The organism is Bradyrhizobium sp. USDA 4510, from assembly GCF_054059095.1.
Genome location: NZ_JBSSBT010000001.1, coordinates 396,542 through 421,063, shown reverse-complemented (window position 1 = coordinate 421,063; position 24,522 = coordinate 396,542). Strand labels below are relative to the sequence as shown.

The 24,522-nt window shown below is 58.4% G+C and carries 27 protein-coding genes and 1 pseudogene; 4 read left to right on the top strand and 24 right to left on the bottom strand.

Features of this window, described 5'->3' with window-relative positions:
* Positions 1-549 (top strand): carboxymuconolactone decarboxylase family protein, encoded by a 549-nt coding sequence (locus ACVMDN_RS02000; RefSeq protein WP_069277632.1) that lies wholly within the window; start codon positions 1-3, stop codon positions 547-549.
* A 225-nt stretch (positions 550-774) separates the two neighbouring features.
* Here the strand turns inward: ACVMDN_RS02000 and ACVMDN_RS01995 are convergent, their stop codons facing one another.
* The 7 genes from ACVMDN_RS01995 to nifH form a co-directional block, all read right to left on the bottom strand.
* Complete coding sequence (locus tag ACVMDN_RS01995; RefSeq protein WP_069277631.1) at positions 775-1,071, bottom strand: ferredoxin family protein; 297 nt, start codon at positions 1,069-1,071, stop codon at positions 775-777.
* Positions 1,072-1,110: 39 nt separating this feature from the next.
* Positions 1,111-2,418 (bottom strand): FAD-dependent oxidoreductase, encoded by a 1,308-nt coding sequence (locus ACVMDN_RS01990; RefSeq protein WP_456835775.1) that lies wholly within the window; start codon positions 2,416-2,418, stop codon positions 1,111-1,113.
* Between the two features lie 13 nt (positions 2,419-2,431).
* Positions 2,432-3,541, bottom strand: coding sequence for an electron transfer flavoprotein subunit alpha/FixB family protein (locus tag ACVMDN_RS01985; RefSeq protein ID WP_057018220.1), 1,110 nt, complete (start codon positions 3,539-3,541; stop codon positions 2,432-2,434).
* A 958-nt stretch (positions 3,542-4,499) separates the two neighbouring features.
* Positions 4,500-4,841, bottom strand: a complete 342-nt coding sequence (nifW, locus tag ACVMDN_RS01980) for a nitrogenase stabilizing/protective protein NifW (protein ID WP_069277630.1) — start codon at positions 4,839-4,841, stop codon at positions 4,500-4,502.
* Positions 4,842-5,001: 160 nt separating this feature from the next.
* Complete coding sequence (gene nifV / locus ACVMDN_RS01975) at positions 5,002-6,189, bottom strand: homocitrate synthase (protein ID WP_069277629.1); 1,188 nt, start codon at positions 6,187-6,189, stop codon at positions 5,002-5,004.
* Between the two features lie 376 nt (positions 6,190-6,565).
* Positions 6,566-7,282 (bottom strand): nitrogen fixation protein NifQ, encoded by a 717-nt coding sequence (locus tag ACVMDN_RS01970; RefSeq protein WP_176731333.1) that lies wholly within the window; start codon positions 7,280-7,282, stop codon positions 6,566-6,568.
* 141 nt (positions 7,283-7,423) lie between these two features.
* Positions 7,424-8,308 carry a nitrogenase iron protein gene (nifH, locus tag ACVMDN_RS01965; RefSeq protein WP_057018216.1) on the bottom strand — a complete coding sequence of 295 codons (885 nt, stop codon included), beginning with the start codon at positions 8,306-8,308 and terminating at the stop codon, positions 7,424-7,426.
* An 842-nt stretch (positions 8,309-9,150) separates the two neighbouring features.
* Between nifH and ACVMDN_RS01960 the strand changes: the two genes are divergently transcribed.
* Positions 9,151-9,564: an ArsC/Spx/MgsR family protein gene (locus ACVMDN_RS01960; protein WP_069277639.1), complete on the top strand. Its 414-nt coding sequence runs from the start codon at positions 9,151-9,153 to the stop codon at positions 9,562-9,564.
* Between the two features lie 473 nt (positions 9,565-10,037).
* Positions 10,038-10,769: an OmpW/AlkL family protein gene (locus ACVMDN_RS01955; RefSeq protein WP_245311576.1), complete on the top strand. Its 732-nt coding sequence runs from the start codon at positions 10,038-10,040 to the stop codon at positions 10,767-10,769.
* Positions 10,770-11,333: 564 nt separating this feature from the next.
* Here the strand turns inward: ACVMDN_RS01955 and ACVMDN_RS01950 are convergent.
* From ACVMDN_RS01950 to ACVMDN_RS01880, 15 genes are all read right to left on the bottom strand, one after another.
* The gene (locus tag ACVMDN_RS01950; protein WP_057018214.1) at positions 11,334-11,681 is read right to left on the bottom strand and encodes a (2Fe-2S) ferredoxin domain-containing protein; all 348 of its coding nucleotides are present in this window, start codon (positions 11,679-11,681) and stop codon (positions 11,334-11,336) included.
* Between the two features lie 965 nt (positions 11,682-12,646).
* Positions 12,647-13,120 carry a Rieske (2Fe-2S) protein gene (locus tag ACVMDN_RS01945; RefSeq protein WP_245311575.1) on the bottom strand — a complete coding sequence of 158 codons (474 nt, stop codon included), beginning with the start codon at positions 13,118-13,120 and terminating at the stop codon, positions 12,647-12,649.
* Positions 13,117-13,338, bottom strand: a complete 222-nt coding sequence (locus ACVMDN_RS01940) for a hypothetical protein (protein ID WP_057018212.1) — start codon at positions 13,336-13,338, stop codon at positions 13,117-13,119. The genes ACVMDN_RS01945 and ACVMDN_RS01940 overlap by 4 nt, the downstream gene beginning before the upstream one ends.
* A 259-nt stretch (positions 13,339-13,597) precedes the next feature.
* A complete protein-coding gene (locus ACVMDN_RS01935; protein WP_057018302.1) occupies positions 13,598-14,791 on the bottom strand; it encodes a DegT/DnrJ/EryC1/StrS family aminotransferase in 1,194 nt (397 codons plus the stop codon).
* Between the two features lie 5 nt (positions 14,792-14,796).
* Positions 14,797-15,066, bottom strand: a complete 270-nt coding sequence (locus tag ACVMDN_RS01930; RefSeq protein WP_057018211.1) for a hypothetical protein — start codon at positions 15,064-15,066, stop codon at positions 14,797-14,799.
* Between the two features lie 34 nt (positions 15,067-15,100).
* Positions 15,101-15,460, bottom strand: a complete 360-nt coding sequence (locus tag ACVMDN_RS01925) for a DUF3024 domain-containing protein (RefSeq protein WP_057018210.1) — start codon at positions 15,458-15,460, stop codon at positions 15,101-15,103.
* Between the two features lie 13 nt (positions 15,461-15,473).
* Complete coding sequence (locus ACVMDN_RS01920; protein WP_057018209.1) at positions 15,474-15,713, bottom strand: nitrogen fixation protein NifZ; 240 nt, start codon at positions 15,711-15,713, stop codon at positions 15,474-15,476.
* Positions 15,706-16,029 (bottom strand): nitrogen fixation protein NifZ, encoded by a 324-nt coding sequence (locus tag ACVMDN_RS01915; protein WP_057018208.1) that lies wholly within the window; start codon positions 16,027-16,029, stop codon positions 15,706-15,708. Before ACVMDN_RS01915 ends, ACVMDN_RS01920 begins: the two co-directional genes overlap by 8 nt.
* Entirely contained in the window at positions 16,022-16,405 is a 384-nt protein-coding gene (locus ACVMDN_RS01910; protein WP_141713432.1) for a hypothetical protein, read from the bottom strand. The genes ACVMDN_RS01915 and ACVMDN_RS01910 overlap by 8 nt, the downstream gene beginning before the upstream one ends.
* Before the next feature lie 158 nt (positions 16,406-16,563).
* Complete coding sequence (locus ACVMDN_RS01905; RefSeq protein WP_081334786.1) at positions 16,564-16,788, bottom strand: 4Fe-4S binding protein; 225 nt, start codon at positions 16,786-16,788, stop codon at positions 16,564-16,566.
* Between the two features lie 9 nt (positions 16,789-16,797).
* Complete coding sequence (gene nifB, locus ACVMDN_RS01900; protein ID WP_069277627.1) at positions 16,798-18,357, bottom strand: nitrogenase cofactor biosynthesis protein NifB; 1,560 nt, start codon at positions 18,355-18,357, stop codon at positions 16,798-16,800.
* A 345-nt stretch (positions 18,358-18,702) separates the two neighbouring features.
* Positions 18,703-19,566, bottom strand: a complete 864-nt coding sequence (locus ACVMDN_RS01895; RefSeq protein WP_069277626.1) for an SIR2 family NAD-dependent protein deacylase — start codon at positions 19,564-19,566, stop codon at positions 18,703-18,705.
* Entirely contained in the window at positions 19,563-19,787 is a 225-nt protein-coding gene (gene nifT / locus ACVMDN_RS01890) for a putative nitrogen fixation protein NifT (protein ID WP_069277625.1), read from the bottom strand. Before nifT ends, ACVMDN_RS01895 begins: the two co-directional genes overlap by 4 nt.
* Positions 19,784-20,977: a cysteine desulfurase NifS gene (gene nifS, locus ACVMDN_RS01885; RefSeq protein ID WP_069277624.1), complete on the bottom strand. Its 1,194-nt coding sequence runs from the start codon at positions 20,975-20,977 to the stop codon at positions 19,784-19,786. Before nifS ends, nifT begins: the two co-directional genes overlap by 4 nt.
* Positions 20,978-21,296: 319 nt before the next feature.
* Positions 21,297-21,617, bottom strand: a complete 321-nt coding sequence (locus ACVMDN_RS01880) for a HesB/IscA family protein (protein ID WP_069277623.1) — start codon at positions 21,615-21,617, stop codon at positions 21,297-21,299.
* A gap of 272 nt (positions 21,618-21,889) precedes the next feature.
* Between ACVMDN_RS01880 and ACVMDN_RS01875 the strand changes: the two genes are divergently transcribed.
* On the top strand, positions 21,890-22,480 hold the full coding sequence (locus tag ACVMDN_RS01875; RefSeq protein ID WP_456813717.1) for a hypothetical protein: 591 nt from the start codon (positions 21,890-21,892) through the stop codon (positions 22,478-22,480).
* A 7-nt stretch (positions 22,481-22,487) separates the two neighbouring features.
* On the opposite strand, the pseudogene ACVMDN_RS01870 reads toward ACVMDN_RS01875, so the two are convergent.
* Positions 22,488-22,882: pseudogene (locus ACVMDN_RS01870) on the bottom strand (Rieske (2Fe-2S) protein).
* A gap of 664 nt (positions 22,883-23,546) precedes the next feature.
* Positions 23,547-24,386 (bottom strand): host specificity protein, encoded by an 840-nt coding sequence (locus ACVMDN_RS01865; protein ID WP_245313879.1) that lies wholly within the window; start codon positions 24,384-24,386, stop codon positions 23,547-23,549.
* Positions 24,387-24,522 lie beyond the last annotated feature (136 nt).

Here is a 24,522-nt window from a genome sequence, read left to right as displayed (position 1 = left end):
ATGTCGTCGATTGAGCAGTTGAATGAGACTATTCCCGATTTCGCCAAGGACGTCAGGCTTAACCTGGCGTCCTTGCTGGCCGATGATACGCTGTCGCCGCAGCGACAATACGGCCTGCTGCTGGCGAGCGCGATTGCCACTCGCAATGCAGACTTGATTGCCGCGATCGAAGCGGCAGCAGCTGCCGTGATGACGCCCGCGGCGATCGCCGCAGCGAAATCCGCAGCCTCTGTGATGGCGATGAACAATGTCTACTACCGATTCGTTCACCTCGCGTCCAACCCGGAATACAAGACCATGCCGCCACGATTGCGCATGAACGTGATCGGCAATCCTGGCGTGGATAAATCCGATTTTGAGCTGTGGTCGCTGGCGGTCTCGGCCATAAATGGCTGCGGTGCCTGCATCGACGCTCATGAGAAGACGCTGCGGACTGAGGGCGTCAGTTCCGGAGTGATCCAGGCTGCCGTGCGCTTTGCTGCGATTGTGCAATCAGTGGCGGTTGCGATCGAGGCCGCCGGGCGCGCCCCGTCCAAGCCGACGGGCTGATTCCTTTGTGCGGTCGGATCGACACCGCTTACGGCGCCACTCCATTGCGGCACGACCAATCCTCGGCATTCAAGCGAGCATGATATCCTCAATCTGAGTCTTGCGGGCATCTCCTCGGTTGCCTCGTTTGAATTTCATCTTAAGTGCAGACGAGCCAGAATGCGCCACAAAGGCGGCGAGATCCTCCTTGTGATGGCGATCTCACCGCCGCCTTTCGCTGCACTCTCAGCCAAACTTGAACAGCACGCCGTACCCGCCGCGCGGATGGCTCCATTTGATGTCGCCGGAGGGTTCAGCGATGACGCGGCAGGTGCCGCACTCGATGCAGCCGTCGACGGCTATCTCGACTTGGCCGTTGTCGTTAAGTTCGTAGCATCGCGCAGGGCAGGCTTTCAAAAGCGCAAGTAGCTGCGGCGACGGCGTGGTGTGCGGGCGCACGGTGACGTGAGGGCGACCGACATCGACAAGATAGCGGTTGTAGTACAGCTTGTCTTCGACGCGCACTGAGGGCTCGACATTCATTCTTTGGCCTTCCATTGTTCGATTTCACACTGTTGCCGGTCAGCGCCAGGCCCTGGCAAAACGGCACGCATCCCCGAACAGACCTGTCCATGACCGCGCCTTGACGAAGGATTTCAGGGTCACCTTCTCCTTCTCAACCTTCGGCGTACCGTCGACGCGTACAAAGTTCTGAAGCGCCTTGGAGATAAGCTGCGGATAGGTAAGAAAGAAGTTTTGCGAATGGGTGTGCATCAGCGTCGGCATGTCTTTGTACTTCTTGAGGTCTTTGATGACGAAGGACTCGTCCAGCATCTTGTTGTAGAGCAACAGATTTTTTGCGGTCATCGGCTCGCGGCGCGATTTGACCTGGGCGATCGCTTCGGCCGCAATGCGGCCTGAGGTCATCGCAAGATTGGAGCCTTCGCGATGAATGGCATTGTTGAGCTGTGCCGCATCCCCCACCACCACCCAACCCTCACCGTAGAGCTGCGGGATTGCTTTGTACCCGCCTTCAGGAATGAGATGTGCCGCATATTCCTTGACTTCGGAACCTGCGATCAGCGGCGCCACGGAGGGATGCTGCTTGAAATGATCGAGCATGCCGTAGGGTGTCTGGCCGGTGCGCTGGAAATCGGCGACGAGGCAGCCGATGCCGAGCGAGATGCACTCCTTGTTGGCATAGATGAAACCCATTCCGGTCATGCCGCGGGAAATGGTACCGGCAGCCTCGATCACGACGCCTTCGTCGCCCTTAAGATTGAAACGCGCCTCGATCGTCTCGCGAGGCAAAAAGTGCATTTCCTTCACAGCGAGCGCGACATTATCGGGTGTCGGCCGCGGGCGCAGGCCCGCCCGCGTGCCGAGGAGACCATTGACCCCCTCGGCCAGCACGACGACGTCGGCGTGTATTTCGCCGTCGCGGCGATCCGTACGAACTCCGACGATCCTCTCATGGTCGTCCCGTACGAGCTCCGTGACTGTCGTCTCGCACAGCACGGTCGCGCCGGCCTCCCGCACCTTCGAGGAGAACCATTTGTCAAACTGCGCGCGTATGATCGTGTATCGGTTCGGCCGCTCCTCGTTGAAGTCATCCGAGCGGTAGTGCACGCCGACATGGGAGCGATCGTCCATCATCCAGAACCGCTGTTCGACCAGATGGCGTTCGAGCGGCGCCTCCTCGCGAAACTCGGGTATCAGCTTTTCCATCATGTCGGCATAGAGGATTGCGCCCTGCACATTCTTCGATCCGGAATATTCGCCGCGCTCGAGCTGCAGCACCTTCATGCCGTGCTTGGCCATGGTCAACGCCGCTGCGTTGCCGGCCATACCGGCTCCGACTACGATCGCATCGAACTTCTCTTCAATCATCACATCATCTCCTCTAGACCGCGAGCCGGGCGCGCGAATTCGGCAAGAGCCTGGCGCGAAATGCGGCCGTCAGCGACGGGAGCAACTGCATGGCATCACTGACGATCGCGACATGAGCGAAATCGAAGATCGGTGCGTCCTTGTCGGTATTGATCGCGACGATCAGGTCCGCCCCCTCCACGCCGACCCTGTGCTGAATTGCGCCGGAAATGCCGGCGGCAATGTAGAGCTTTGGCCGGATGGTCTTGCCGGTCTGGCCGATCTGCCGGTCAGACGTCACCCATCCTTTTTGCACCAGAGGACGCGAGCAACCGTACTCGGCGCCAAGAAGAGTTGCTAGCTCTCGCACCAACCGAAAGTTCTCGGGCGATCCCAGTCCCAAGCCGCCGGCGACGACGACATCGGCATAAGCCAGATTTGATGTTTCGGAATCGCGATCGGGAATGAACGTCAGCACTTTCGTGACAATATCGTCTTCGACAAGACCGAGCGGATGGATGATGATACGAGCGGCGTCGCGGACGACACGCTCGGGCATCGGCATGACGCGCGGCCGGACGGTTGCCATCTGCGGACGGTAGTTCAAGGTATAAATCGTGCACAGCAACGAGCCGCCAAAGGTCGGACGCGTCGCTGCAAGGGACCCATCTGCGTCGACATCGAGCGCGGTGCAGTCGGCGGTGAGCCCCGTCGACAAGGTGGTTGCCACCGAACCTGCAAGATCGCGACCGAGTGTCGTTGCGCCCAACAGCAGGATTTCAGGCTTGTAGGTGTTGACGAGTTCAGTTAGCGCTTTGGTATAGGATTCATTTCGGTAATCCGACAAAACATTATCGCTCACGAGATAGGCCAGATCGGCGCCATAGCAAAAGGATTCAAGTGCGGCGTTGCGCGTCGGCTGCCCCTCCGGACCAATAACGACCGCGGCGAGGTTCACCTTCAGCCTGTCGGCAAGTCTGCGCCCCGCCCCCATGAGTTCCCAGGAGACCGGATGCACCTGGCCACGCTCCTGCTCGACGAAAACCCAGACATGCTTGTAGGCCTTAAAGTGCTCCGGCAGTTCCTTTTTGGCCGCCGCGCGGCCGGCCGCCGCCGGCGCAGCCGTTTTGCTGACATTGCTCATGTTTTAAATTCCCCTCAATAGTGCGCGCGCCCGCGCCACAGGATTGGTTTCCAGTTCGGTTGGCTGAAGATCAGTTTTGCTCAGCAGATGGCCGGCTGCACGGTGGTTCCGCCTGCTCGGTGCGGCCCGACCGCGCAACGAGAGGCGTCGCTCGGGGCGAACGCACGGAGCGGGCCAGCTTCCGAGAGGGCCTGGAGACAGGCTTCCTGTGGGCCCCGTTCGACAAGCGCCAGCGAGGCGGCCAGGCCGCTGCGATCACCCTGGTTGACCCTGTCCATGCTTGAGTACGCGGGTCCGCTTGCTTCGCAAGAGCTGCACCTCGCTTTCGGTCTAGCGCTCCACATCGGCAGTAACGACCCGGGTGATCTTGCCCCCGCGCTATCATGCGATGAGTGCTCGGCCGCCAGCGCTGGTGACTCGCGTGGGCCACCGTCGCCCCCTCTTTCTGGCGCATGTTGCTATCGGCGCTGGGGTAGATGTAGATCTGCGCACAAGCGGGCACCCGCCTGATGCTGACGAAGATGTGCATACGCTTCCCAATTGAAGCGTGGACGGGCGGCTTACCCGTTGGCCGCCCTCGCGGGCTCGATAGTGGCTTTAATCGCATCAAAAGCCAGCTCGCTTGGCACTGCGCGAGCGTGAGCCACGAAATGTTGCCGTACAGCTCGGTAGGCAGTAGGCGTAACGTGAAAGGTTTTCCTTCAGATCTCATTTCGGACGGCTACCATTTATTGCATCGATGACTGGATCGACACGACAACAGCAAGTGTCGTACCAGTTGCAAGAACCAAGTAAATCGGGCGAACTCAATGGCTTATGAGGCACTTGGAACGGCTGCTAATCCCCAGGAGACGATCCGTTCGGACAAGGGTCGGGAATACGACAGCGTCGCGCGAGTCCTGGCGGAGAGAGTTGATGGAAGGAGACGAAGCCTGCACGAGGAGCCGTCAGCGTAAGATCATTTCAGCTCGCTCAATGGGACAAAGGCCGTCGGCTTGCCACAGTCTGCGACGGCATCCTTCAAAACCTTGAACACCCGCTGCTCGATTGGCGACGATGCTACGAAGTCGGCATAGGCCTGCTCCAGCATCGCTTTGCAACGAGCTCTGATGTCCGGCTCTGCGACACCTGCGAATTGCTCATTGGCAAAATATTGTCCCATGCGCTTTAGGATGTGAAGGCGCGCGACATCGACGATCATAGGATCGTAATCGACGCCCAGCACTGAAAAAAACTCTTCCGCCGACGAAGCCTTGCTGAGCCGATCCAGGATACCGGCTGTTGGGTGCGAGTTACTCATCGAAAAATCCCCTTTGAATCAGCGGGTGGACGGTCGGCCAAAAGGCGGCAGAGGCTGGTCATCGTAGTGCATGCCCCCTCGTGCAACCATGCGGAGGCAGGCCAGTGTTCCTCGCGCGCTTGGTCTTGAGTGTATCCCAGACGTTGCTGGGCGGGGCTGGTCACGCCGGGTGGGTCGCCAAGCATCCGCACACATCACGCCAGATCGCCACCAAGGTTTCGCGCTCGACCGGCAGCTTGTGCTCGACGGCATGTTTGCGTGCTTGCGACAGGATCTGTCTCGCCTGATCGGTGCTGGCGACGAGCTGTAATTCTTTGAGCAACGCGGTGATCGCCGACAGCCCGGAATGCTTGCCGATCACAAAACGGTTGCGGCGCCCAAGCAGAACCGGGTCAAGCGACTGGTAGGTGCGCTGATCCTTCAAAAGGCCATCCACATGAATGCCCGATTCATGCGTAAACACATGCTCTCCGACGATGGCCTTGTTCAGAGGAATCGCACGTGCGGCTGCGGCTGCAACCACCGCAGCGACGTTCTCGAGCTCCGACAGTATGATGCCAGTCTCGCGGCTATAGAGCTGCTTGAGTGCGACCGCGACCTCCTCGAGCGGTGCATTTCCGGCCCGCTCGCCGAGGCCGATAACGGTTACCGAGGCGTGGCTCGCGCCGGCCTTGATGGCGGAGAGCGTATTGGCGGTTGCGAGACCAAGATCATCGTGACCATGAAACTCGAGTTCGAGATCCGTGGTCGCACGCAAATTTCCAACCAGCGCGAAGGTTGTATCCGGGTCGAGCACACTGAGCGTATCGGCAATACGAAATCTCCGTGCTCCGGCCTCTTTTGCGGCTGCTACCAGTCTGATGAGAAAATCGATGTCGGCGCGGGAGGAGTCCTCGCCGCCGACGGCGACCTCAAGTCCCTGCTCGCGGGCGTAACCTACTACTCGCTTCACTTGCTCCAGCGCCAGGTCGCGACAACCGCCAAGTTTGGCCGCGATCTGCACATCGGAACTCGGGATCGACATATTGACCATGGACACCTTCGCTTCGATCGCGGCATCGATGTCCGCTTGCCGCATCCGGCACCAGCCTATGGTGGTCAGCGGAAGCTCCGCTTCGACGATTGCGCGGATGGCGGCGATCTCCTCGTTGCCCATCGCGGGCGTTCCCGCCTCGATCTCCGTCACGCCGGTCCGCGCCAAAGCCTGCGCGATCGCCAGCTTTTCCTCTGTGGTGAACGCAACACCAGGCGCCTGCTCGCCGTCGCGTAATGTCGTGTCGTTGAGCACGGTCGGCCTGACGCCCGCCTGCTCGGACCAAGGCGGTTTGGCTGTGGTGGTGGCGGCCATCACGAAAGGGCTCCTCATTGTTTTCGACCTAGAGCGCTTCAGCAACCCGCATGCCAGCCCGCCATCCTTGACAACCCGTTGAAAATAATGGGCTCTTCTCCTCGGCTGACCTTCGCAATTGGATTGTCGCAAACGCGACAGGTTCACGAAGCGGACGCCTCACCTTGCCTCTTGCCTCGCTGAGCTCGAATGTTGACGCGATTGCACTATGGGATGCGGACAACGTTGCGAATCCCCTCTGGCTCGGCATCGCCTTGGACCTCATAGTCGCGTCCGCATCGAATGGCGTTAGCCTCGCCCTTCAGCTCCTGCGAAGTTCGCCAAAGCCCGCGATGCGTTATCAGATGACCGGGAGATCGAGGAACCTTGTGGCAACTCAAATAGGCCAGTCGCCACTGACTTCCGGGCGAGCTGCCTGCAACAGAAGGTCGCGCCGGCGCTCGGCCATCCGACTCTCGCCGCTTTCTTCGCCGAAGCAGAGATTGAAGTCGTTACATTGTGTGCACACGGGCGTTGTGCACATGACGAGGCCTTCATCCTCGCATAGCGAGCGGTAGAAGAAGCGCTTCCAGCGCATATTGTTGATATTGCGCGCGGCGAGGGGCGCGAAGTGGCGGCTTAGTAGCCGCGAGAGTTCGCCACGATTGCGCAACCCGAGATCTTCCCACAGGTGATCTGGCTCTATGGAGCGGCGGGCGATCATCGCGGCCAGCCAGCCGCCGATATGCCCTTCAGTCGAGCGTTGCTTGAGTAAGAGATCGCGCACCATCGAGATTTCGTCATTTTCATCGCACTTAGACGCCAGCAGCTGCTCCGAGATCTTGACCTCAACCGACGGAAAATAGAGCCCCAGCAGGGCCGCCAGCTCGTGGCCGGACAGGCCGGCCTTCTCGGGAAGCGCACCACCATCCATCGAGGCGGCCGCCAGGATCGACGCCAGGACATGGCAATCGAAATTGCTGTCGGTGACAATGTCGGCATCTTCAGGAGACACGCCAATAAGCGCTCGGTAGGTTTCAATTCCTCGCTGCACATCGCTGCTCGCATCGACGGCGCAAGCAGCCATAAACGTAAGGAGGTGCGTTTCGGGCATGATGTTTTTGGGCTAAGCAGTCACTTTTGCCCCGCCCCGTTCTGGCTGGTCGAGTGCTGTTAGAGTGCCGGTCTCCCCGGATGGGGGGTGAGGGAGACCGGCATCCGTCGCGCGCCTTCAACAGGCCGCGACCCGCGACCCTTATGAGGCCGCGAGTTCGGCGGCGGTCTTGCCGATGATGGATTCGTCGACGGCCTTCATTATGCCATGCTCCATCAGCATGTCCTCGAGCTCGTCCATGGAGATCGGGGTGGGAATGATGCCCTTGCCGCCATTGTTGTGAATTTTGGTTGCAAGATTGCGATAGTGATCGGCCTGCTGCGACTCGGGCGCATACTCGAGCACCGTCATGCGCCGCAGCTCAGCATGCTGCACCACATTGTCGCGCGGCACGAAGTAGATCAGCTGAGTGCCTAACTTCTTCGCCAGCGCCTCCGCCAGCTCCAGCTCCTTATCGGTCTGCCGCTCATTACAGACCAGGCCACCCAGCCGCACGCCACCCGAGTTGGCGTATTTCAGGATGCCCTTGGAGATGTTGTTTGCGGCATACATCGCCATCATTTCACCCGACATGACGATATAGATTTCCTGCGCCTTGTTCTCGCGGATTGGCATCGCGAAGCCCCCGCAAACGACGTCGCCGAGCACATCGTAGGAGACATAGTCAATGTTCTCGTAGGCGCCGTTCTCCTCCAGGAAATTGATCGAGGTGATGACACCGCGGCCGGCGCAGCCGACACCCGGCTCAGGACCACCGGACTCCACGCAGCGGATGTCCTTGTAGCCGACCTTCATCACATCCTCGAGTTCGAGATCCTCCACGCTGCCGGCGCTCGCTGCAAGACTCAAGATCGTGTCCTGCGCCTTGGCATGCAGGATCAGGCGGGTCGAATCCGCCTTAGGATCGCATCCCACAATCAGGATTTTCTGGCCCATCTCGGCCAGTGCCGCCAACGTGTTCTGGGAAGTGGTAGACTTGCCGATGCCGCCCTTTCCGTAGAACGCGATTTGTCTCAGTGAAGACATTTAGTTCTCCATCAACCGATTTGCCAAAAGTTGCGTGCTTCCTACACGCGAGCTTGTTTCTCTTTCAGAAACGGGGCACACGGGTTCAAGGGAAGGAGCGCATCGCTCGTCTTACGCGTCGGCGTGCACCCAGCCCCTCACTCAGTGTTGCTGCCGGTGAATAGCAACTGCCATGCCAACGCTATCCAGGCTCATTAAGCTTCTGATTAGGTTCTAAAAAACCAACTGTCCGTTGAGTAGCCCCAAGACGTTTTGGACGGACAGGATCTTCGCGCCTGTCAGGAAACGAACAACGGCAACACCCATCAACCGAAAAGCCGCAGCTTGGCATGACCTGGTCCAATGCCCTTAAATGGAACGGGACTTGCTCCCTTTCTTGCAAGTCGGTGGTCGGCAATTTGCGAAGAGTGAAATGCAGGTCGAAGTCGGAACCTCCAAGTGGCCTGGCGAGGGTGTTCGTGGGTCGAGGATGACGAAATCAATTGTGCGGCAGAACTCGCGATCCAGCTGATCAGATTGACGCATGACCTTACGGCAGCAAGAAGCACGCGGCCGCCTGCGGATCGAAGCTAACTGGGTCCTGTTTCGAGATTCGCTATGAGACATAAAAGGCCGATGCTCGTTGATAGGTTGGCGGCTCAATTTCTAGCTGGCTCGGATCTTGCTCGTTTGCGAGCCACCCGGGGAGATCACGGCCGTCGATCGCACTAACGCCAGCGCAAGCACGGTACGGTGCTTACGCCACTGACGGGCGATGGTGCGCAACGGTGTCAAAATGCGCTTTCGGACGTAGCGGAACTGCCGCCGACCGTTCAGCTCGGCGCAGCCACATGAGGTACACCATGGCGACCATCCTTTTTTATCGGAAGCCCGGCTGCGTCGCCAATGCGCGTCAGATGCTGGCGCTGAAGGCCGCTGGCCACGACCTGATAGCCAAGGATATATTGAAGGAGCCATGGACTGCGGAGGACTTGCGACGCTTCTTCGGCAGTATGCCGATCGCATCCTGGTTCAACCGAGCCGCGCCTCGTATCAAGTCGGGGCACATTAATCCTGACACAATCGACGCCGCGAGTGCGCTCGCGGCGATGCTGGCAGATCCGCTCCTGATCAGACGACCGCTGATCAACGCCGACGGTGCAAGATGCGCCGGTTTCGATCATGAACTCGTGCTGTCGCTTCTTGGTCGGGATACGCAAGATGATCTTGAGGGGTGCTCCCACGAACAACAGGACACGCACTGTCCATCGTTGTGAGGAAACGATCGATCATACTACTATTGCCGCCAACCAATCCGAACAACGATCCTCCCACTCCCGTCCATTTTTAGAATGGCTGACGGTACTTCGCTGAGAATGCCGGCGTGCGTGGCTCTTCGTAACCAGCAGCGCCCAGGCTGCTCGGCTTGAATACGACCTTTCCATCGCCCGCTTGTGTGAAACCGCCGCAGCTCGATCGCGCTTATCGCACATGATGGCTTCAGTCTGAATTTGCCGGCGCTTTACGCCGAGACGCGGTTTATTGAATAGATTCGGCTCAGACAGAACATTGAAGGGAATAACGATCCAGACAGAGAACGCGACGCTCGCGGCCGTGATCCTTATGCAACGTGGCTGCAGAATTGCGCTACGTCCGCCGCCATTTGATCAGCATCAAATCCTTCGCCGTCTGCCATGTGTGACAGAAGTCTCGCGCGACTCTTCGCGCGAACTTTGGAATGGAGAATTCGATGAGGACAACGACAATTCTGACAACGGCATCGCTGCTTGCGCTCGCGACCCCGCTGGCCAGCATCCCGGTAAGGGCCGCGGACCTGGCGCGGGCCCCGATCTACTACAAAGCGCCTCAGATTGAGCCCTTCAATCCGTGGATGATCCGCCTGCGCGTGCTTGGCGTTTTGCCGGATACCGCCGGCAGCTCCGTCAATGTTGCCGGGGCGCCGGCGCTGTCCTCGCCCGCTTCCGGACTATCGATCAGCGACCAAGTGGTACCGGAGCTCGACATCACCTATTTCTTCACAAACAATGTTGCCGCCGAACTCATTCTCGGCGTGACCCGTCATCACATCAGCGGCACGGGCACGCTAACTGGTCTAGATGTCGGCAAAGCTTGGCTGTTGCCGCCAACCCTGACTCTGCAATATCACTTCACCGATTTCGGCCCGTTCAAGCCCTACATCGGCGCGGGCATCAACTACACCGTATTCTTCAACCAATCCGCAGCCAATACGTCACTCACTGGCCCTGCAGTGACGGATTTGCACATCAGCAATCAGTTTGGCGCCGCGGTCCAATTCGGCTTCGACTATATGCTTGACCGTCATTGGGGCCTCAACTTCGACGTGAAGAAGTTGTGGTTGCGACCGAATTATTCGGCGACTGTAAACAATGCAATTGCTGTCACCGGCCGCGCCAATATTGATCCATGGCTCGTCAGCGGCGGCATCACTTACAAGTTCTGACGCTAAGAACTCGCTTCAGTGAGCTCTCGGACGCGCCGCCTCGTCTGGCGCGTCTCCCCGCTGTTAGTGCAGTTACAAAGGCGAGCGGGATGATGTGTAAAACGACACGTCGTCTCGCCGAAGGCCGGGAGCCATTCGCAGCTTACTCTCGCTGTGAGCTTTGGACGTGGCGGTAAATGACGGAGCACAAACAGATCGAGCCAATAGCGGGTCAATAAAATCCTACTCGTGTTTCCTTCTCGGCGGATGTAGAAGCGGTCACCCTGCTTATCGGAGCCGAGAATTCAAGCCCGAACGCCCCCGTGTGAGAACGATCGCGCCTGCAACAGACTTGAGTTCAGGGCTCATCGGCCCCGATCATGAGCAGGACTCCGGTCGAGGCTTCCCTCTCACCGGATGATCCAGATCCAGGGCCATAACGACGGTTCAGTAGTCCGCCGCGGCGCACGTACTGGAAGCGTTAGGGCGCCCGATCATCGTGAGACATGCCGAGATGCCAGCTGGCTGGGCGTATAGGCTGCCCATATAGACGACGCCCGGGCAAGCGGCGCTAAAGCGGAGCCTTTAGCTTCGCCTCAGCACCATCACGAGGCGGTCGACACGTTTGCCCTGCTTGAGATGGGAGTCTACGATTTCATCAACGTCTTCAGGCGTGGTAGCGCGATACCAGACCCCGTCTGGATAGACGACCATCAAAGGACCGGAGTTACAAAAGCCAAGGCAGCCCGCCACGGTGAAACCGACATCGGTGAGGCCTTGGGCTTCGATTGCCTTACCCATCCGATCCCAGAGGGCCTGCGCCCCAGAAGCGCCGCAGCTGCCGTGCGGATGATCGGGCGGACGCTGCGTGTGGCAGGCAAAGACGTGATGCCGATAAAGTTGAGGAAGCTCGAATTCGGTTTCTGCGTTCATGCGTCTATCCTGCAATCAACGGGTTCATCTGAGAAGAGACAAGATCCGGGCGCATCCGCCCAAAACGTCTTCTCTTCATTCGAACGCCGTATCGGCCATAACCAAGTTACACTCGTGCTTGCGAAGGCAGGCGAAATGAGCGGGCGACATATTGATGATCATCGCTGACCGATCAGCGACAGATGCTTGCCATATGAAACAACCCGCCATGATCAATTTCAGCGTCGTGATCTTCTTTTCCCTCATCACTTACGCGACCATCCAACTCCCCCAAAGCAAGTTCCGCACCAGATGCGCAGCGCTTGTTTCTCCAACAATCTCATTCTTCGCTCTGAGACAACCGACAATTGTGCCGAGCTCGCGACAATGTCGCCCGCCTCTGTTTCGTGCATGACAAAGGTTGCATCGCGTTCGACACTCTTCCGCCTCAGCCATTCGCAGTTCGTACGCAGCGCGCCCATGTCCCCGTTAATGCATCGACCTTGGCCGACGCCGTCGGCTGACGAGATGGCGGCGACCGCTAGGCCATCGCATGAACGGAGGCTTGGCATTGCAATTGCTACGCCCGCTTCAGCGGTCGGCCAAAAAACATCGGAACATAGGAAACTCGGGACACAGGATCGTCATTCCTCCAGACCAAACGGTCCTGTCAGTCTGGGCCTCCCCATTTCATACAGCCCAGACGGTGCCCTCGGCGAACTTGTAGCCGCCGAGGGCATTTCCTTCTCGAAAATTCTATCCACCGGCAACAATGGCCTTGCTCGCTCCGTTTGGTGAGCTAGCGCCAGAAACTTCGTTGGTGCCGCCAAGATCGCGGTTGCTGTTCGGACTCCTGCAAGACCCGCCAGCTTTCACTCTCAGTTCACACGTATTGACGCGGGTCCGGGACAGTACTCGTGAGTCCGATGGCTCTATTCGGCGATGCGTGTTAAAGCGACTTGATTAGCGGCCAAGTGATACGCCTGTTAATCAGGATGGATCGTAATATCCATGGTTTCGTCGCTGTCCTCAAACGAGTCGTACAACCGATCGTCCTCCAGTAACCTGACGCCGCACAGGCAGACGTCACCGTCGATGATGGCGAGCGCGACCGGTTCAAGCGCTTGTCCATTGCAGGGACCATCGATGCATAGCCCAGTGTCGATCTCAAATCTGGCACCGTGCCTGCTGCATCTGAGAAAGGAGCGGTCAGAGGAGAAAAACTCGCCGGAGCCGATGTTGAGCCATAAGCTGTCATGCGGACAGCGATTGACGTACCCTAAATAGTCGTCGCCGAACGTGCGAACCACAATAATTGGAAACGGGCGGCTCTCGCCGCTGTCGTCGACTCGCGACAAGCTGAAGCCCCTGGCGCCACTTCGCTCGATGGCATCGGCGGGACAGACGGCGAAAACCGCGATCTGGTCACTCATCGGATTGCCAATCATCCCTTTGCTCATCCGGGCCTCGCAGTTTCCTGCTTGAAGGCTTCGACCGTAGTCCGGGCCAGCCGGAAGGCGCCGCGGCCACGAGCGAGCGGTCGATAATTCGAGCCGACACGGGTGTTGAGCACATCAAACCACTGGTCCGGCGTGAGCTTCGCCGGACGCTCGCTGATTTGGATCACCCTCCCGTTCGGGCCGAAGCGGACGTGAATGATGACTTGTTGCGGGTCCATTGCAATTCCCTATTTAGCCGACTTTAAAGACCCGAGCCGAGACTGAGGATCTCAATTGTGAATAGCTCGGTTTCCAGCAGCTTCGCGCGTGGCCTCGAGCCGTGGATTTCAGACCGCGCCTCGCTACCTTCGAGCAGGTCTTCTTCGTGCTCACGGGCCCGCCCTTGGTCGTTCGCCTTGCTCATCTGGCGCGGTGAAGCACAACTACGATCATCGCTATTCAAATGCTCGTCCTTCCGTGTGGCGGATTATCCGCATCTCAGTAGATCGCTGCACCCGCGCCCACGTTGATCGACGCATCTTTCATGGTCTCGACAATAAACTCGATCTTGTCGTTCGAAAGATGAGTGTGAAACGGCAGTGCCAGGGCGCGATCGGCGATCTTTTCCGTAATCAGCAAATCGCCACGGCGATAGCCGAGGTCGAAATAATGGCGTTGCAAGTGCAGAGGATGGCTATAGGCGACGGATTCAATTTGGGCGGCGCGCAGATCCTCGACGATAGCGTCGCGGCCGGATCGCGTGAAGCGCGTTCCCAGATGGACGAGATAGAGCAACCAGTTAACCTCGGTCACATGAGGGCCTACGTAAGGCGGCTTAATACCTTCAAATGATTGCATATGCGCGCTGTAGAGCTGCTCCACCAGGCGACGACGCTCCAGGATTTCATCGAGACGCTGGAGCTGCGCCAGCCCCAAGGCTGCCGTGAGATCGCTCATGCCGGCCTGGTACGGTGCTGTGGCGCCGACGATCACGGAAGAGCGCTCGTCCAGGCGGTGGGCGCGATAGCGCCGCACGCCAACCGCAAGGTCGATATCGTCCGTTACCACCATTGCGCCTTCGCCGCAGCTTAGGGCCAGGGGTTGGGCAAAGTCGAAAACCGCCAGATCGCCAAACCGGCCGACCAGTTCGCCCTTGTACCGCGATCCAATTGCTTCGGTGGAATCCTCCAAAAGTGCCAGATGATGGCGCCGCGCGATCACACGCAGTTCTGACCACGGCGCGGGATGGCCGTTGGGATTACCGGCGACAATCGCCCGCGTGTTGGCCGTGATGCGCTCTTCGGCTTTCTCTGGGAGCAATGTTCCCGACCAATAGTCGATGTCGGCAAATACCGCCCGCGCACCTGCAAGACCGATCGCATGGACCGTCTCGCGAAAGGAATACGGCGAGGCAATGACCTCCTGTCCTGGCCCGACGCCGAGTGCCTTGAGCGCCAGCAGCAGCCCGATGGTGCCGCTCGATACTGCTACCGCATATTTGCGGCCAAGATAGACGGCAAACGCCTGCTCGAACGCCTCGGTGATCCGCCCATTGGAGATCTGCGGCGAGCACAGAAGCGCTTCCACGGCGGAGAGCTCGGCGAAGCTGATATCGGGATCGGACAGTGGAATGAAGGATGTATTTGCCTCCTTCCCGTCCGGGCCATCAAGCCGATGCTCTGCCAGTTCAATTCCGTTCACCCTACAGTATTCCTCTTCGCTAACACGATAGCGGTCGCCCGCTTCGGATCGGCTGTAATCTGCACGCAGTGATCCGACCCGTCGAGCAAATGCAGATCGAAACTAGGAAATTGCCGAAACGGCTGATCCGTCACATCCGACGCATCGCAGCGAACGCATGCAAGCTGCGGAAAGCGGCGCCGCAGCTCGACGAAGGGACTCGTGTCGGCGTCATCGACCGCAAGCAGTCGCTCGATTTCGATCAGTTCCTCCGCAGTGAGCGCCATCGTGACTTCTCCATGATTCGTCAACGGCAATTCGTCACTGCCAGAACAAGCGCTCGGGATCCGCGTTCAATTCGTCGATTGCTGAACTCAGGCGATGGTAAAGGCTGTAAAACTCCCAGATACCTTGCGCGTGGTTCTTGCAAAACACTTTCCAGATTCCGCTCACGGCATCATAAAGAATCAGCGCGACATCAATGAGGCCGCCATCCTTGTCGATATTGCGCGAGCAGCATGGACTTTCGACCAGATAGCCGCCCTTCACCGGCGTCACGTTCGGCGAGACATAGAGATAGCGATTGCGCGAGCTCAAGCCGCGCTCGATCCGCTTGCGATCCAGCTCGTTCGGGTGAGGGACCAGCCCGGTCTTTACCTTCCTCATCAGCCCGGCATTCATCGCGAAAGCCCCCTCAAAGCGCGGTGATTTCCTCTTCAAGACAGCCAATGAGCCGCCGCTCGCCAAAATCGACAGTATAGATCGGTACGTCCGCCTCCGTATGGATAGCGACCCTTACGATCTCGCCGGTTGCTCCGGCGCCGAGCACAAGACCCTCAGGCTCGGTATCGGGAAAAGAGCCGTCGTTGATGAGGTCAACTGCAGCTTTGACGCGCTGGCCCCGCCGATACTTCGGAAAGCGAACCTCAGTCATACACAGTCTCTTCCGGCAATGGCAGATCATCGATCTCCTCGCATGCGTCCACCGACTCAAGCTCCTTGCGCTTCATGCCAACGCGGCAGCCGCTTTCGAGGAACTCGACGCCGTAGATGTAGAATTGCTGCAAGAACGTGCCGATCGACACGACGTAACCGACATCTCCCTTCTTGACCAAAATCTCGCCGATCTCCTTGCCGCGATATGTGCCATCGTTGCGGATAGTGCGATTGGCGCGGACCTTTTCGCTAAAACTGAAGACCGGCGGCCCACTGAGCTCGACGACGTCGCTGTCCCGAACGATTTTATTCATGCACCACCCCCTCGTGGACACGCAGGGACGCCGCCATACCGGCGCATGCGAGGTCCCGCATCAATTCGTCCTTATCTCCATCTGCCGATTTACCCGCGGCAATGCAGCGCGCCACTGCATGGTAGACGTGTGGGCCAGGGGCACGCTGTGGAGCAGTTAGCGGCTCCGGCAACAGGCGCCGTATGTTCTCGACCCGCACCGGGGCGTCTAGGTCGTTCGCTGTGGCTAGCGGCCGCTCATTGGAGACACCGCGTGCCACGATGTGGCGGAACTCGAGCTCCTCGTCGCTCATCAATTGGCCGAGCTGCTGCGGCGCGACGCGGTGCGCCACGGCGCGACTAAGCTCGTAGGTATGGTCAGCCAGCATCAGCGTCACTCGGTCGCATCAAATGGAGTTCCAGCTCGGCTGGCAAGGCTGCGATGGCCCTCGTTTCGCCGCCGCAGAAACAGGGCATGGCCTTGCGCCGCGTTCCCGGGTACAGTTTCGTCCACATCATCCAGCGGCGGCGGGAATCCGTTCATGGAGCTCACCCTTCAGGCTGGCGCGTGGTAGCGCGGCCAGGACGTGTCGATGACGCAAGTATTCTCGACCGGACAGGCAGCAACACATTGCGGCTCGTCGAAATAGCCAACGCATTCAGTGCATTTTGCCGGCTCAATGACGAAGATCCCAGCCTTCTCCGAGATTGCAACGTTCGGGCACAATGGCTCGCAGGCTGAGCAGCTCGTGCATTGCGAGGCGATGATCTTGAATGGCACACAACCTCCTCACGCCGCAGAGTTCAGAGCTCCCTGTCGAATCGAAGCATCGCCGCGCTTCACGTGCTGGATCTCACCGCTCTTCACCTGGTCGAGATAGGACCGGAACCAGGCAATTGCCGACTTCTCGATGAACTCATGCGCGTATTGATCGACCGGCTCGATTCCAGCCTTGATCAGATTGCCTTTCGGGCCGCCGCCGATCTTAGCCACGAACACCGCGTGGCAGTCATTGATGCCGCGGATGATGGTGGACAGCCTATCCTGCTCCCCATAACCGCCCTGGCAGTAGACGTCTACACGGCGGTGGCCAACGAATTTTGTGCCGGAAGTGGAAAGTTCGTAGATTTGGAATTCCTTTGCATGTCCAAAGTGCTCGTTGATTATCCCCGAACCTTTGGTTGCGACTGCCACCAGAAGCGAGATCTCACTCGTCTCCCCAGCCAATTTCCCGAGTTCCTCGTTGTTGGCCTTGCCTTTGGCGGCACGCTCATCCTCTACCCGGTCGCGATAAGCCTGGCGCACGTCGAGGTCATATTCGACGTCCATCTTCATGACTTTGTCAGTGGTAAACTCCGCGCTGCGATCCTCTCCGAGCAGACCCACAGCATCGGCCCGGCACTGACGGCAGTGGCGCATCATGTTTATCTCCCCTTCACAAGCATCCTGCAGCGCCCTCAATTCCAGCGCTGTCGGCCCGCGCTGACCGTTGAGGCCAAATACTGTTCCGTACTCGGGTGCGGAGATCAGCGGCATGATATTGTGAAGGAAGGCGCCTCGCGACTTCACCGCCTTGTTGACTTCGACCAGGTGATGATCGTTGATATGCGGGATCATCACAGAGTTGACCTTGCACAGGATCCCCCGTTCGCTGAGCATCTCCAGGCCTTGCAGCTGACGATTAGTAAGTATCCTTGCCGCTTCGATGCCGGTGTAGCGCCTGTGGTCGAAGAAGATCCATGGATAGATCTTGGCGCCGATTTCGGGATCGATCGTGTTGATGGTGATCGTGACATGGTCAATCTTGGACTTGGCGATGATGTCAACATAATCGGGCAGGCTCAGCCCATTGGTTGAAAGACACAGCTTAATGTCCGGAGCCGCTTTGGCGACGAGTTCGAACGTCTTGAACGTCTTCTCTGGATTGGCCAATGGGTCGCCCGGACCGGCGATGCCAAGCACGGTCATCTGAGGAATGGTGGCCGCAACCGCAAGCACTTTCTTGACCGCCTGCTCAGGCGTGAGCTTCTCGCTCGCTACGCCCGGGCGCGATTCGTTGGCGCAGTCGTATTTGCGGTTGCAGTAATTGCACTGGATGTTGCAGGCTGGCGCCACAGCGACGTGCATGCGGGCGTAGTGATGATGCGCCTCTTCGCTGTAGCAGGGATGGTTCTTCACTTTTTCCCAGATCTCGGTCGGCAGATCGCCTTGTCCCGCCCGCGAGCCGCAACGCGCTTGGCCAATGTTGGACGAGGTGCGGCAGCCCTTATGCTCGGCGGCCGTCTGCACCATCTTTCCGGCACCTACCGCAGCTTCGGCATATTTCCCGCGTCCGACGACCGCGTTCATTTTCCAGTTCTCCCTGCAGGCAATCATCGGCCTCCCTGGAGTACCCCCGAGAGACCCTCAAGAAGAGCAGTAGCAACTCACATGCCATCGCGGAGACGATGACATTGCAGCTATACCCCAAAGGGTTAGGGGGAGCATCAACGCCCAGGCATGCAGGACCAGCAATGGCGCGAATGTAGGAAGCGCGACAAGTACGTCGTGCTTTTGGCGCAGAGCCCCACGGCTGTTGCGCTCATTCACGCACCAAGGTCACGCTCTCCCCGGCGCCATCTCTGTTGGCCTTAATGCGATGCGGCCACTTCACAACGGGCAATACGAGCTGGGGAATCCGGCTTCGCAACGCCGCTAATGGGTGAGCAGTATCTCGACCGCGCGAGGCAGACCAATCGCAAGCGGCATCAGGCCTTGCTCGCGCAGAAAACGGAGCTCATTGCGTGAGATCGCATCCAGATCGACGATTGCATAATGGGTATTGGCCGATCGCTTGATGACTTGCCGGGCGTAGCTACGCAACAGCTGATCGTTAAAGCGACAACCGATGAAGAGAAAGCTCTGTCCGATCCGCCTTTCCTTGATGATGTCCGGAATCGGTGTCTGGATGTCGATTTCGGTCAGCACCTCGACATAGTCGGCATCGGCAATCAGGAAGTTATTTGCCGGCTGCACGCCGCCGTGCGGCTTGTACAATACCGTCGCCCAGCTGTCCGCCACGACACTGTGGACCTCTCGGCCAACCGAGTCATAAAAGCGATACCAGCGATTCTCACCAATGCCGACGCGGCTAATACCCTGCACTTCGCCCCATCCATCGCGCTTATCCAGCGCCGCGCGCATCGCCCCATCATACCATGTGTCGATTATGATGGGCAGCGACAGAGACGCAAGATGATCGTGCAACCCGGTCGGCTCGACCGGCCGAGCGAAGGCCTGCGCCATCAATGCCGTCACGGTGGAGCGATGTTTGCTGATCTCGATGTGCTGTGCCGCGGCCCATGCATTGCCCTTTGCCCGCCGCGGCAGCGCAACCTTGCTGGCGAAGAACTCAGATAACGCCTCAGGTGTCGTCGGCACATCGGGTCTGGACAATTCGACGAGGCCAGGACCAAGATAAGGAACGACGCGCGCGGCCCTGAGCCCGGCAGCGACGTCCGCGAGAATGGCCTTGGCATCGGTCCCATTGACAAAATCGATCTGTGGAGTCGCCTTCACGGATCGTCACCGTTCTCGCCCCGTTTTTTGGCGTTGATTGTCACCGGCAATCGTGTATCGCTTGCCATCTCCGGCAAGTCGAGCACCCAGCCATTCGCTATTTTGATCCAGCCGCCCCACAGCGTTTCGTGCTCGGATTCCACGATCGGTTCTTCGAGATCCTTTTTCGGCACATAGATCGATAGGCCCGCGTCCGGAGAGCGGCGGATCATGATCTTCAAGAGTTCAACTCCCTCGATTGCGGCGCATAGTTGGCCAGACTGGCAGACTCCCGCAAGTTGGCGCGCAATCGAGCCACGATTTCTGACAGCACGCACACGACCTCATCGACCTCGGCGAAGGAGGTTTCACGCGACAGAGAGAAGCGCACCGCGCCGCGCATGCTCCGCTCCGGTACCTGCATGGCGCGCAGAACATGCGAGGGCTCCATTGAGCCGGAGTTGCAAGCTGATCCCAGCGACACGGCAATGCCGGCGCGATTGAGATGATGGACGATTGCCTCGCCATCGAGATCATCGAAAGCGATATTAGCCGTGTTCGTTAGCCGGTTGCTGACATCGCCGAGCACCACGCACTCGCCATTATGCAAAATCCCCTGCTCCAGGCGGTCTCGCAACGCACCAATGCGAACTCGTTCCGGCTCGAGCCGCTCCAGCGCCAGTTCTGCCGCTTTTCCAAGACCGACGATGCCGGGAATGTTCTCAGTTCCGCCGCGGCGCCGACGTTCCTGTGATCCGCCCCAGATCAGCGGCCGGAATTTTGTTCCTTTGCGCAGATAGAGCGCACCGATCCCTTTTGGGCCATGTAGTTTATGTGCTGAAAGCGACAACATGTCGATCGCACTGTCCTTTAGGTTGACACGTACCTTTCCAACGGTCTGGACCGCATCTGTGTGGAACAGGGCGCCTGCCTCACGGGTCAATCCGGCCAGAAACTCCACCGGAAAAATCGTACCGGTCTCGTTGTTGGCCCACATGATCGAGGCCACCGCCGTACGAGGCCCGAGCGCGCAGCGAAACGCCTCGATGTCGAGCCGGCCGCGGGAATCCACCGGTACGATATGCGCCTTGACGCCTCGCGTCGCCAACTGCTCAACCAGGGAAAGGATGGCGGAGTGCTCAACCGATGTGGTGACGATCTCGTCGCGGTCCTCTTGGATCGCAAGCGCCGAGAGGATGGCGGCATTATTCGCCTCGGTCCCACCGGAGGTAAAAACGATCTCATGATCGTGGGCATTGCCCAACAGATCCTGCAAGCTACGGCGCGCCTGCTTCAGCGCGACTGCGACCTCGCCGCCAAACGTATGGCTGGATGACGCATTGCCGAATTGTTCGGTGAAGAATGGCAACATGGCTTGCACAACGGACGGATCGGTCCGCGTCGTCGCGTTGTTGTCGAGATAAATCGGCACTTGATCCCTCGCTTAATCTCACGCCTTGGCTGCGGCAGCTACCGGGAATAAGCGGACGAATTCGCAGAGCCTATTGACAAGCCACCCCTAAATGTCTTCCAGCGCCCCCTTGAAAGCTTGCAGAACGCGCAGGCACCAAGGCTGACCACGACACTGCCGCGATCGATCCGGTTCAGCCGACTGTCGCTGCCTCGTTGCAGAATGGGTCGGACATCTTCGATTACGACACGAATGGATAGTTCTCGGCCGGTCGGTCGTGGCGGCCGGTAATTGCCTCATTTGCTCTGATTCGGTCAGCATGCTTGACGTCTCTTTTTTGTTAGCTGAACGATTTTCCGCACGAGCAGCTCGAAGTGGCGTTCGGGTTATGAAAGGTGAAGCCTGGGCTCTCCAGCGCCATCACGAAATCGATGGTTGTGCCGACCAGATGCTCATGGCTCTTGTTGTCGACAAACACCCTCAGGCCGCCGCACTCGATCACTTTGTCGTCGGGCTTCGGTTGCTCTTCAAGACCCATCATGTATTTGAACCCGTTGCAGCCGCCTGCCTCGACCATAATGCGCAGCCCGCTTGCTGGCTGGGCCGATGATGAAATCGCGCTCTTGACCGCATTCACCGCGCTATCCGTCAGGTTGATCATGGCTTATCCTTCATCTGCTTCGGACCACTTGCTTATGGCAAGTCATGTGCCAGCGTGCAGAGGATTGATGATGTTTGCCTTTTCGGATCGTGCCTGTTGGCTTTGGCACTCGCGTCGAATTTCCGACAAGACTGCTTGAGGCGGCCTGGGCCCATTTACGCCTTTTCCTTCCAAGCTACGTCGAAGACTGCTGGCGTGGACGGCAAGCAATTTGCAGTGCGTCTCGCACCGGCCAAGGCGTCGGTGAAACGCTTAGATCGAGGACGATTTTAATGACTACAATCGAGAACACCGCGCTCGGCAGACTTGAGAGGGAGGGCCGCCTGCTCAATGCCGTATTCAAAGGCGGGACCATCAAGCCTGGCCGGTTCGGCTTTCGCGGCGACATCGCACTGAAATTCCAGACCCAGGTCGCGGACGAGAAACGGCCGCCGGACTATTCGATCGAGCAGGTTTTGACGATTGCGCAGAGCGGGGAACGGGTCATTCCGGTGCTGGCCGGCTATCTGCATTCATTCGCGTATCTGGCCGACGTTGCGGGCGTGCTGGACGGCGCGTTAAGCCCAGACGGCAGCTACTTCATGTTCTGCAACAACATAGACCTGCTCGCGAAATACCGAGTCAAGCTTGGTGACGTTATCTTTCACGTCCTGCCGTGCGATGAATCCACGGTTTGGAAGGAGATGATGGACCTGGTCGGGGTCAACAAGGATGATATCAGGAAACTCGATTCAGGTGGCAAGCTCGATTACCTGCTCGATGCGGCAAAGGATCTCGATCTGTCCGATGACGAGATCTCGTACGAAGATGGACTTAAGAAGATGGCCCCTGTGAAAAACCGCAACGAAAACCGGCCCGTCTGAACAAGCTTCATCCGTTGCGGGAAGCATCGTCTTCGACAAGACTCACGCCGACGGCGCAGATATCTCCATCCAGGACTATCAACGCGATCGGCGTGAGCATTCCACCCTTACAAGGACCTTCGACGCATTGGCCGGTGCCGAGCCCGAAGGTCGATCCGTGCTTGCCGCACATCAGTCGAACGCCGTATGGATCGAGGAATTCGTTCCGCTCCCAGTCCAGATTGACGCCGTTGTGCGGGCATTTATTGACATAGCCAAGCACGCTCCTCCCCATCGGATCACAACGATGGACCACGGCCGTCGATTACCCTCGTCATTTATGACCATAAAATGGAATCCCATGGCTCGGCAGCTTGGAATATCTTTAAAGCCGCAAATCGCGTAGACGGCATCTGGCTGCATTCGCTGCTCGCTTAATGTTAGACGTCTTTTACTGTCGCTGTGCAATCAACCATGCAGTGCAAGATCCTTGTTGACACGGTTCTACGGGTCAAGGCCAATCCACGCGAACATTTGGCTTTGCGCTGCGACATCACTACGCGGCACAGCCTTCGCCACCGTTCTGGAACTACTTGCCGGCCCATCAAACGCACTGTCGCTCGCAGAACATCAATGCCTTCCGACAGCACCGAATAAGCCAGATTGCGCACGTGAATGCCACGACAAGTGATCTTGGCATACTTTTGAATGAGTGAAGCGTCTGGATTTTGGTGTTTATGCCAAGACACGCTGATGCGATTGGGGGCAGGATTGCAACCGCGAAACCACACTTAGCCGTCGCCGGTGGTATTCGAGTTGTTCCGGCTCACACTTCACGGTTGCGACCGCCAAGCATGTTGCAACAACTTACGATCGCAGCTCGCGGGTGCCCGCGCCTTTCGGTCCACCGGCCGGGGTATCTAGGTCCTGCCGATTCGGCGAAGCACAACGCTAGGCTACTTCCGGCAAGGACCGCAAGCCCGAGATCCAGACGAGAGGGAGCGCGAGCGAGCATGCGCTCCCTTCTGGAGGTTAAGACTTTTGCGCTAGCAATGAGGAAGGACCAGTCATTTTCGAGCCAGTCTCGTCATTCCGAATCGTCTTGCGCCAGACCCATTCTTTCCATGGCGCGCTCCAAATAGAACGCAGGATCATCGTCGGAGGATACCGTCTCGAAATTGCCGACATCATTACCATCAGAATTGGAAAGATACTTTGTAGGCTTGTCCGTTCGCTGCCACTGATCGTTCTCGTTCTTCGTCCACACCTCGGGATGCTCGTGAGGATCAAGCACCCAGTAATTGCGGCCGAAGTGGACAAAACCCATTTCCGCCAGACGTGGTTCCATGCCTTCTACGGCAGGACGTGACAAGACCAGCGGATATTTGCCGTCCATTCGCAACTGATGCTCCAGCAAAATATCCCCAGCATTCTCGACCAGCGGATGAGTAACGCGGAGATCTACCACGGACGTGACGTCGCTACGCCCAAACTGCCGCAGAAAACGTTCTCCTTTGATCGTGGCGGGGCCACCTGCCCTTAGAAGCCCGACACTTTCGTCACCCAGTTGATAGCTGTAGAATTTTGCCTGTTTGTTCGGATCATCGTAAGTGCTGGCATAGCTTCCAGCAACCGTTGCCGCGCGCTCCGCTTTCTCGGATACGAAATCCGAGTACTCTTCTGGGTTACTTGCGATTTGCATGATGTCGCTACACAAATATCTTCTTACTCCATCCATGAAGGAAGATCGGTTAATCTCGATGATCGGAGGACTGGAAGTGAGAGTGTATCGCGTCATTGATGAGGACTCACCCGGATCCATACCCGCCACCGCCTCCGAAAAGCGGGAGCTATCTCCCGCCTCTTCCCATTCGGCCTGGCTACCGCTTGCCGACTGATCGGACGCACCAACGATTCTGCCATACATCAGCTTCGCTCTCCTATCGGCAAAATTGCATGTTGTTGAGCTCGTGCCGCGCAAGCTCTGCGGGTGAGGATATCCAGACCAGCTGACCACAACCTGACGCACAGGCAAGGCGCCAGTCCGAAACTTTCACGCGAAC